Here is a 9,667-nt window from a genome sequence, read left to right as displayed (position 1 = left end):
GAGGGCGGCGAGCTCGCCGTCGAGGAAGGCCAGCAGCCGCTGCAGGTGGGGGACGGTACGACGGCAGCCGGTGAGGCCGAAGCCCATGTTGCCGTCGTACGACGTGCAGGTGATGTTGAGCGCCATCCCGTTGATCGGGATCGACAGGGGGTAGTTGCCGACCAGCTTGGCGCCGTTCCAGTAGTGGGTCGTGCGGGGGCCGGGGACGTTGCTGATGATCAGGTTGTACGGCGACCGGATGATCCCCTGCATCTTGAGCGCCGGGCCGAGGATCGCCGGAGCCTGGCCGATCGCGCTCATCGCGAGGATCTGCACCGGCGTCAGCGACTTGAGCGCGTCCTTGCCGTCCTTCATCGACTTCTGGACCGCCTTGAGCCGGTCCGCGGGGTCGGCCTGATCGGTGCCGAGCCGAGCCATCACCGCGCCCACCGCGTTGCCGCCCTCGGCCGAGGGCAGGTGCGACTCCTTGGCCTTGAGCCCGATGGGGACCATCGCGATCAGGGGGGCGTCGGGAAGCGCGTCGTGCTCGATGAGGTAGGTCCGGATCGCGCCGCCGCACATCGCCAGCACCACGTCGTTGATCGTCGATCCGGTCGCCTTGCCGACCGCCCGGATCCGCTCGACCGGCCAGTCCTGCGCCGCGAACCTGCGGGCGCCCGTGATGTTCCGGTTGAACATCGTGCGCGGCGTGTGGAGCGACATCGTGGACGTCTCGTTGCGCATCCCCTTGGACAGCGTCTTGACCAGGGCACCGGGCATGCCGGCCGCCTCGGCGGTGACCCCGAGAGCGGTGCGCAGCGCGTCCGCGGGGAGGCTGGCGAGGGTGCGGGCCGCGTCGGTCATCGACGCCTCCGGGTCGCCCTTCGGCTCGGTCTTGGTGCGGGTGCGGATCGCCCGCTTCGCCCACGGGGCGGCCATGTCTCGCTCGTCGGGGTCGGTCGACAGGGTGCTCTGCATCAGCCGCATCGCCGAGATGCCGTCGACCAGGCCGTGGTGGATCTTGGTGTACATCGCGACCCGGCCGTCGGCCAGGCCCTCGATCAGGTGGGCCTCCCACAGCGGCCGCTCCCAGTCGAGTCGGGTGCTGTGGAGCCGGGAGCACAGCTCGAGGAGCTCGCGGATCCGGCCGGGGGTCGGCAGTGCGTTGTGCCGGACGTGGTGCTCGATGTCGAACTGCTGGTCCTCCCGCCAGAAGAGCTGTCCGGCCGTCTTGACCGAGCGGTAGGGGTGCTTGAGGAACAGAGGCATGACCTCGTCGCCGCTCGAGGTCGCGAGCTCGAAGAGCTCGCGCACGAAGTCCGACCCCGCGTCGTCGGGCTTCTCGTAGAGCTGCAGCCCACCGACGTGCATCGGCTGGTTCTTGCTCTCCGCGAGCAGGAACGCCGCCGACGGCGGATCGATCGGGCGGGGCTTGGGCATAGTGACCACGGGAGAGCACCTTTCGTCTGGCGGCCGATCCTCCCGCGCTGCGACGGTCGCCACAAGGGGCGCGCCGACGGCGTGCGCGCGGGCCGGTGCCGGAGTGGGTTCGAACCGGCCGGCGGGTGGAAGGATGCCGCCCGTGAGCAACGAGCCTCCGCCCCCGCCGGCGCCGTACTCCCCGCCGGTGACGCGGAGCCTGATCTGGCTCTGGGTGACGCTGGCCGTGCTCGTCGTGCTCATCGTGGGAGGAGCCGGCGCCCTCGCGGTGGTGCAGCCGTGGGAGGACGAGAGCGAGGAGGCCGCCGGGACCGCTCGGACCGACGAGCCGGACCAGCGGAACCAGGCGGAGCCGTCCGATGTCGTTCCGCCGCTGCCGCCGACCCTGCCGTCCACGGTGCCGCCGACGCAGCCGTCTACGGTGCCGCCGACCCAGCCGCCCGCGCCGCAGGCGCCGGCGACACCGGTCACCGCCGACCTCGACGGCGACGGCCTCGGCGACGCGGCCGCGGTCGTCGGGTCCGGCGACCGCATCGAACGGCTGGTGCTGACCAGCACCGGGAGGTCCTTCGAGGTCGCCCGCGAGGCGGCGACGACGTACGACGACCGCACCTGGGCGGACTTCGACGGCGACGGGGCGCTCGACCAGGTCTCGTGGGCGTTCGTGCTCGGGGGCACCCTGGTCCTCACCTCGGAGGACATGGACTTCCGCGAGCTCGACCTGCGGCTCCCGCTCGACGAGCGGCAGCCGTACGTCACCGTCAAGACCGGCGACTTCGACGGTGACGGCGCGATCGACCTGGTCGCCTACGGCGCCACGAGCCCGCGTCAGGTCACGGTGTGGATGATCCGCAACAACGGCGCCGGGTTCGACGAGCCGGCCGTGTGGCTGCGGTTGCCGAACACGACGTACGCCCTCACCACGGTGCTCGCCGCCGACGTCACGAACGACGGTCGCACCGACGTCGTGGCCCGGGTGCCGATGGACCGGTTGCCGCGGGACGCGACCCGGCTCTCGGACCTCAGGTTCGGGCTCGCGCGGCTGAAGTCGACGGGCAGCAGGTTCTTGGCCGGACCGGTCCAGCGTCCGTCCGCCTTCATCGACGTGTCCGACACGGTCGTCGGCGACTTCACCGGCGACGGGACCCCGCTGCTGATGCTGGTCGGTCCGGGCCGCAACGGCGTCAGGGTCGAGGTGCTGCGCGTCGCCGGAGGCCTGGTGCTGCGCGATCCCCGCTGGGACCGGAACGTCGGCGGCGCCGGCTCGAACGTGGTCGATGCCGTGGTCAGCGACGTCGACGGAGACGGCACCGACGACGTCGTCTACACGACGTCGGTCGCCGGCGGTCGGGGGTACGACGGGTTCCGGGTGCTGCGGTCCACCGGAACCTCCGTGAAACCGAGCTCCGCCTGGGCCGCGACGCCGAGGTGCCCGGGCCGCCGCTGCACCCTCTACTTCCAGAACGGATACTGACCCCATGACGATCGGTGACGGACGCTCGGGAGCGCCACCAGGTTGGTATCCGGACGGACCAGGGTGGGAGCGGCGCTGGGACGGCTTCGCCTGGACGGCCGACCGGCGTCCGAGCGGCCCCCCACCGTCCTCGCCCCCTCCGGGGTACTCGCCGCCGGGGCGGCAGAAGGGGAGCCCGGTGTGGCTCTGGGTGGCGCTCTCCGTCGTCGCGGTGGTCGTGGTCACCGCGGTCGTGGTGACCCTGGTGGTCGTCGCGCCGTGGTCCGACGACGACCCGTCGAAGCAGGCGGGCGGCGACCCGACGTCCGAGCCGACGGACCCGACGGATTCCCCGGCGCCCGAGGAGCCGGTGACCGGCGACCTCGACGGCGACGGCCGCGGTGACGTCGTCGGGCGGTTCTACGACGAGACCGAGAGCCGGCTGACCCTCACCAACGCGGACGGCTCGTTCACGGTGGAGCAGGTGCCGGTCCTGCAGGAGGAGCAGCTGGCCGTCGGTGACTTCGACGGCGACGGCGCCAACGACATCGGTGGCTGGGTCGCCACGGGCGGCACCCTGCAGTTCAAGATCGAGGACAGCGAGGTCGCCGCGATCACGCAGGACTTCGATGTCTGGTTCAAGCTGGAGGCGGTCAAGGCCGCGTTCGGCGACTTCGACGGTGACGGGCTCACCGACATCGCGGCGTACGGCCAGCAGCACCGCAGCCAGGTGGCGGTGTGGGTGCTGCGCAACAACGGCGACGGGTTCGAGCCGCCGGAGAAGTGGGCAGCGCTCCCGAACGCGACGTACGGCTCGACCGAGCTGATCGTCGGCGACTACAACGGCGACGGCATCGACGACGCGATGGCGATCGTGCCGGACGAGCCGCTCGTGAGCGGCGACTTCGACTCCTACTACTGGTACGGCGACTACGGCGTCGAGCCGCTGATCGCGAGCAACGGGTCGTTCCAGCGCGGAGGGGTCGTCGGGATCGACGTGGAGGTCTTCGACCAGGAGTACGCCGTCGGCGACTTCGACGGCGACGGCACCGACACGCTGGTCGCGGACGACTACTACAGCGACAGCCTCGTCTCCTACGAGTACGACGGCACGACCCTCCGGCCGACGGGTGAGCAGGTGTCCTACGCGGTGGCCGGGGACGGGGCGCTGGACTCCGTCGTGGCCATCGACGTCGACGGTGATCGACTCGACGACCTGGTCTTCACCAGCGTCGACATCGACACCTACCGCTCCTTCGGCGCCTGGGTCGTGACCGCGGACGCCGAGGGCGGCATGGACGCCCCGGTCAAGTGGGCGGACCTGCCCGCCTGCTCGGGCGACTACTGCGACATCGACTTCTTCGCCGCGCGGTAGCGGGCCGCGAACCGTCCACAGGCGGCCGGGCACGGCCGGTGGTCCACAGCCGCCCTCCGCACCTCGCGCCCGGGTCGGACGACGCTCCTAACGTCCGTCGCGACGCCGGAACCCACCGGCGCGTGACCCTCGGGAGCACACGATGATCGACACCCTTCTCCGGCGCACCGCTGCTGTCCTGCTGGCCTGTCTGGCCGTCGGCGGACTGGCCATCGGCGGTCTGGCCGTCTCCGCGGCCGCGGACCCGCCGGCGACCCTGATCGACCCCTACGTCCCACCCGCCGACACGATCGTCCACGTCGAGGGCGACGCGGCCAACGGCTTCGGCGTGCAGCACTACGACGGCTCCTGGGAGTTCCCGCCGACCGACTCAGAGACCCTCGCCGAGTGCAACGAGTACGACCGCCGTGTGCAGCGCATCCGGTGCCGGGTCAGCACCCGCACCTGGTTCCACGCCCTCGCCGGCTTCCAGGAGACCACCCGCTACTACCGCTCCCTGCTCTAGTCGCTGGTCGAGGAGGTCGCGCAGCTTGTCCGTTGGTCGAGGAGGTCGCGCAGCGCCCCGTTGGTCGAGGAGGTCGCGCAGCGACCGTCACGAGACCCCCGGTCGGCGTCGCGCTGCTTCTCCGTTGGTCGAGGAGGTCGCGCAGCGCCCCCGTTGGTCGAGGAGGTCGCGCAGCGACCGTCACGAGCCCCACCGTCGGCGTCGCGCTGCTTCGCCGTTGGTCGAGGAGGTCGCGCAGCGACCGTCACGAGACCCCCGGTCGGCGTCGCGCTGCTCCTCCGTTGGTCGAGGAGGTCGCGCAGCGCCCCCGTTGGTCGGGGAGGTCGCGCAGCGACCGTCACGAGACCCCCGTCGGCTCGTCCTGGCACCATCGCCCCATGGCCTGGGTGCTGCACGTCGACCTCGACCAGTTCATCGCTGCGGTCGAGGTGCTGCGCCGGCCAGAGCTCGCCGGACTGCCGGTGGTGGTGGGCGGGCGGGGAGACCCGACCGAGCGCGGCGTGGTGTCGACGGCGTCCTACGAGGCTCGCCGCTTCGGCGTCGGTTCCGGCATGCCGCTGCGGGTGGCGGCGCGCAAGCTGCGCGCAGCGGACGTCGACGCTGTGTTCCTGCCGGTCGACGGCGCCGCCTACGACGCCGCCTCGGCGGAGGTGATGGACGTGCTCCGTGGCCTGGAATGGGGAGGAGTGCCGGTCCTGGTCGAGGTGCTGGGCTGGGACGAGGCGTTCGTCGGCGCTGGCCCGGGCCACGGCGAGCTCGGCTCACCCGTCGCGTTCGCGGAGCGGATCCGTGCGGCGGTGGTCGAACGGACCCGGCTGACCAGCGCGGTCGGTATCGGCGACAACAAGCTCCAGGCCAAGCTCGCCACCGGCTTCGCGAAGCAGCGCGTCGAGGGCGCGCTGGCCCGCGAGGCCGGCGCGGGCATCGGCGAGGAGGCCGGGCCGGGCGGGCAGGAACGCGGACGAGGGACCTACGTCATCAGCGACGAGAGCTGGTATGCCGAGATGGGCGCCCGTCCCACCGCCGCGCTCTGGGGCATCGGGAAGAAGACGGCCGACCGACTGGCCACGCTCGGGATCGTCACGGTCGAGGACCTCGCCCGCGCCGATCCGGAGGTGCTCGCCGGGAGCCTCGGGCCCACGACCGGCCCCTGGCTGCGCCGGCTCGGCAGGGGAGTGGCCTCGAGCGAGGTCGACGCGACGCCGTACGTCGCGCGCGGCCACGGTCGGGAGGAGACCTTCCAGGTCGATCTCGACGACTGGGCCGACGTCGAGCGTGCGGTCGACCGGATCGCGCGCCGGGTCGTCGCCGACATCGAGGCCGAGGGCCGGCCGGCCGTCCGGGTGGAGCTCAAGCTCCGCTACCGCCCCTTCATCACGCTGACCCGGAGCCACAAGCTCCCGGAGGCGACGAGTGACCCCGACGTGCTCGCTGCGGAGGCGGTCGCGCTGCTCGACCGGGTCGAGAAGGACCGTCCGGTCCGACTGCTCGGCGTCCGTCTCGAGATGGTCGAACCAGCCGAGGGCTCCGGGTGACGATCCGCTGTAGGGATGAGCGGGCGTCGTACCCGGGGATGAGTTTCGGCGAAGTTCACACGCGGAGCCGATGTGCCGTGCGACCCTCGCGGGCATGTCTCACGCCGGTTCTCCCCCGCCTCCGCCTCCGCCCCCAGGCACGCCACCCGCTGGTGCGCTGCCCCCACTGCCGCCCCCGGCCCGGGCCGGGAGGTCGAGGTCGTTGCTGTGGGTGGTGCTGGGCGTGGTGCTGGCGGTGGTCGCCGCGGGAGTGGTGACCCTGGTCCTGGTCGCGCCCTGGGACGACGAGTCGTCGTCGCGGGAGGCGGGGAAGGACGACACGGGTGACGACGCCGCCGAGGCCGAGGGCGGGGACGAGGGCGAGCCTGCGCAACCGCCGGTCGCCGTCGATCGGGTGACCGGTGACCGCGACGGCGACGGTCTCGGTGATGCGCAGTTCGTGCTGTCGGAGAACTACGGCGAGACCTTCGAGCGGTGGACCTTCACCAGCGCCGGCTCCGGCTTCGAGTCGACCAGTGAGGCCGAGGAGTGGGTCCCCGGCTCGGGTCAGGCGTTCGCCGACTGGGACGGTGACGGTGAGCCGAGCGTGCTCGCGATCCGGGAGCCGGTGGACAACGGCGACTCGCTCTCGTTCACCTTGTCCGGCGACGGACTCGAGGACACGGCAGTCGATCTGCCCATCAACCCGGACGCCGACAAGCACGTCCTCGCGATCGCCGGCGACTTCGACGGCGACGGCCGGCCGGACGTGGCGGTCTCCACCGAGACGGCGGCGTGCGAGGTGACGGTGAGGGTGCTGCGCGGCACCGGCAGCGGCTTCGAGGAACCGGCGACCTGGGTGGTCCTGACCGACACGCTCACCACCGAGACCCAGCTGTCGCCCGCGGACGTCGACGACGACGGCGACGACGACCTCATCGGCGTGGTCCCTGCCGGGCCGCTCGATGCCGACAACTGCGAGTCCGGCGCCTGGTTCGGTGACTACGCGGGCGTGGTGCTGACCTCCGACGGCAGCGCCTTCGCCGCTGGGCCGACGTCGGAGATCGACAGCGACGACCTGCGCGACGTGGTGGGTGGTGACTTCTCCGGCGACGGCACGCCGATGGTCGCCGTCGTCACCTACGGCACCTCGATCCGGATGCTCGAGCACGACGGCAGCGGGCTGTCCGACGCTCCCGACTGGGCTGTGGACCTCGGACCGGCGCTCGAGGCCGCCTCGACGCAGGAGGGCACCTCCGATCTCGGCATCGAGGCGGTCAGCGTCGCCGATGTCGACGGCGACGGCACCGACGACCTGGTCGTGCTCGCCCACGACGACCGGGCCGACCTCTACTACCAGGGCGTCTGGGTGGTGCGCTCCGACGGCGCCGGCTTCGGTGAGCCCGAGAAGTGGGCCGACGCGTCGGACTGCGGCGAGCTCGACTCGTGCAGCGCCGACCCGGTCACCGGAGCCGTCTTCGAGTAGGCGGGCCGGCTGTCGGGCTCACCCGCGCCCGTCGACCAGCGACCGGCGCAGCTCCTGGACCACCGAGTCGACGACCGCGACCAGGTCGCCGTCGGTCCGCTCGGCGACCGCACGCTGGCGCTGGTACGACGCCCCGCGCGTGGGGATCTCGAGCACCGAGGCGAGCTCGGCGGAGCACCCGAGCCGCTCCGCGACCGGCTCGAGCTTCACCACGAGGTCGGCGAGGTCCTCGGTGACCAGCCGCTCGTTGGACTGGGCGTCGAGGATGACGATGGCGTCGACGCCGTACCTTGCGGCCCGCCACTTGTTCTCCTGCACGTGCCACGGCGGCATCGTCGGCAGCTTCTCCCCGGCGGCGCAGCGCTCATCGAGCCACACGACCAGGCAGTGCATCAGCGCCACCAGGGCTGACATCTCGGCGAAGGTGGAGACGCCGTCGCAGATCCGGTTCTCGAGGGTGCCGTGGGAAACGGCCGGCCGCACGTCCCATCGGATCTCGCTGAGCTCCTCGATCACGCCGGTGACCTTCTGGTCGTGCACGAACGCCTCGTACTCCTCCCATCGCTCGAACTGGAACGGCAGGCCGGCTGTCGGGAGCTGCTGGAACATCAGCGCCCGGTTGGAGGCGTAGCCGGTGTCGACGCCCGCCCAGATGGGGGAGGAGGCGGAGAGCGCCTGGAGGTGGGGATACCAGTTGAGGAGGGCCGACAGGACCGGCATCACCCGCTCCTGCTTCGGCATCCCGACGTGGACGTGCACACCCCAGATCAGCATCTGCCGACCCCACCACTGGGTCCGGTTGATGAGCTCTTCGTAGCGGTGGCCCTCGGTCAGCTGCTGACCGGTCCAGGAAGCGAACGGATGGGTGCCACCGCCGAACAGGTCGAGGTCGAGCTCGTCGCAGGCCGGCACGACGTGCTCGAGCGTACGGCGCAGGTCGGCCATCGCCTCCGGGACGGTGTCGCAGATCCCGGTCACCACCTCGACGGTGTTGCGCAGCAGCTCTTTGTGCAGCCGACCGGGATCGGGCATCCGCGCCTTGGCCCGCGCGAACAGGTGGGCCGCGTCGTTGCGCAGGTCGCGGGTGCGGCGGTCGACCAGCGCGAACTCCCACTCCACGCCGAGCGTCGGCTTCGGGGAACCATGGAAGTCGATCCGCACGGGCTCAGCGTTCCACACATGGGCGCGGGCGTGTCCGTTCATCAAGGGATGTAGACGAACGGGCGGTTCCCAAGCCCAATTCGTCGTGGGAAGTGGTCATTCGTCTGCATCCCTTGGGAAACGGACACATCGCGCACATGGCACGATCACCCCGTGGAGGTGCCCCTCGATCGGATGTGGGAGCGCAGCCGACTGTCGGTCCGCGGGCGGGTGCAGCGCTGGCGGGGCACGCTCTTCACGGTCGTACAGTGCTCGGTCGCGGCAGGCGTGGCGTGGTGGCTGGCAGCCGACGTGCTCGGTCACGACTCCCCGTTCTTCGCGCCGATCGCGGCGGTCGTGTCGCTCGGTACGTCGTACGGTCAACGGTTGCGCCGGGTCGTCGAGGTCACCCTCGGCGTCGCGATCGGGGTGCTGGTCGCCGACGTCCTGGTGGTCTGGATCGGGGCAGGCGCGTGGCAGCTCGCGCTGGTGGTCGGGCTCGCGATGTCGACCGCGCTGCTCCTCGACGCCGGCATCCTCTTCGTCACCCAGGCCGCGGTGCAGTCGATCGTCGTCGTCACCCTCCTGCCCGACCCGGATGCCGCGCTGACCCGGTGGACCGACGCCCTCATCGGAGGTGGGGTCGCCCTGGTCGCGGCGACGATCGTGCCGGCCGCGCCGCTGCGGAAGCCGCGCGAGCAGGCCGCCGCGGTGGCGCGCAAGATCGCGGAGCTGCTGCGCGCGGCCAGTCACGTGATGGTCGACGGCGGGCCGG

At 71.7% G+C, this 9,667-nt stretch carries 8 protein-coding genes; 6 read left to right on the top strand and 2 right to left on the bottom strand.

The features are described from left to right. Positions 1-1,419: WS/DGAT/MGAT family O-acyltransferase (locus H0488_RS19010; RefSeq protein ID WP_183100805.1), on the bottom strand; the 1,419-nt coding region annotated here is incomplete at its 3' end. Positions 1,420-1,561: 142 nt separating this feature from the next. Here H0488_RS19010 and H0488_RS25140 point away from each other — a divergent pair. The 5 genes from H0488_RS25140 to H0488_RS18985 all read left to right on the top strand — a co-directional run bounded on the left by H0488_RS25140 (position 1,562) and on the right by H0488_RS18985 (position 7,752). Further along, complete coding sequence (locus H0488_RS25140) at positions 1,562-2,893, top strand: FG-GAP repeat domain-containing protein (RefSeq protein WP_183100804.1); 1,332 nt, start codon at positions 1,562-1,564, stop codon at positions 2,891-2,893. A gap of 178 nt (positions 2,894-3,071) precedes the next feature. After that, positions 3,072-4,247 (top strand): FG-GAP repeat domain-containing protein, encoded by a 1,176-nt coding sequence (locus H0488_RS19000; RefSeq protein WP_183100803.1) that lies wholly within the window; start codon positions 3,072-3,074, stop codon positions 4,245-4,247. Between the two features lie 142 nt (positions 4,248-4,389). Continuing rightward, on the top strand, positions 4,390-4,752 hold the full coding sequence (locus H0488_RS18995) for a hypothetical protein (protein ID WP_220794786.1): 363 nt from the start codon (positions 4,390-4,392) through the stop codon (positions 4,750-4,752). 377 nt (positions 4,753-5,129) lie between these two features. Next, entirely contained in the window at positions 5,130-6,287 is a 1,158-nt protein-coding gene (locus tag H0488_RS18990) for a DNA polymerase IV (RefSeq protein WP_183100802.1), read from the top strand. Positions 6,288-6,498: 211 nt separating this feature from the next. Continuing rightward, positions 6,499-7,752: an FG-GAP-like repeat-containing protein gene (locus tag H0488_RS18985; RefSeq protein ID WP_312856436.1), complete on the top strand. Its 1,254-nt coding sequence runs from the start codon at positions 6,499-6,501 to the stop codon at positions 7,750-7,752. An 18-nt stretch (positions 7,753-7,770) separates the two neighbouring features. On the opposite strand, the gene H0488_RS18980 is transcribed toward H0488_RS18985, so the two are convergent. Then, positions 7,771-8,913, bottom strand: coding sequence for a glutamate--cysteine ligase (locus H0488_RS18980; RefSeq protein ID WP_312856435.1), 1,143 nt, complete (start codon positions 8,911-8,913; stop codon positions 7,771-7,773). Positions 8,914-9,066: 153 nt separating this feature from the next. On the opposite strand from H0488_RS18980, the gene H0488_RS18975 reads away from it, so the two are divergent. Next, positions 9,067-9,667, top strand: a 601-nt coding sequence (locus tag H0488_RS18975) for an FUSC family protein (RefSeq protein WP_312856434.1), incomplete at its 3' end; no start/stop codon positions are given.

This window comes from Nocardioides pelophilus, assembly GCF_014180685.1.
GTDB lineage: Bacteria > Actinomycetota > Actinomycetes > Propionibacteriales > Nocardioidaceae > Nocardioides > Nocardioides pelophilus.
Note: the sequence above shows the minus strand (reverse complement) of the source record. Positions and strands in the feature narration are given on the sequence as shown.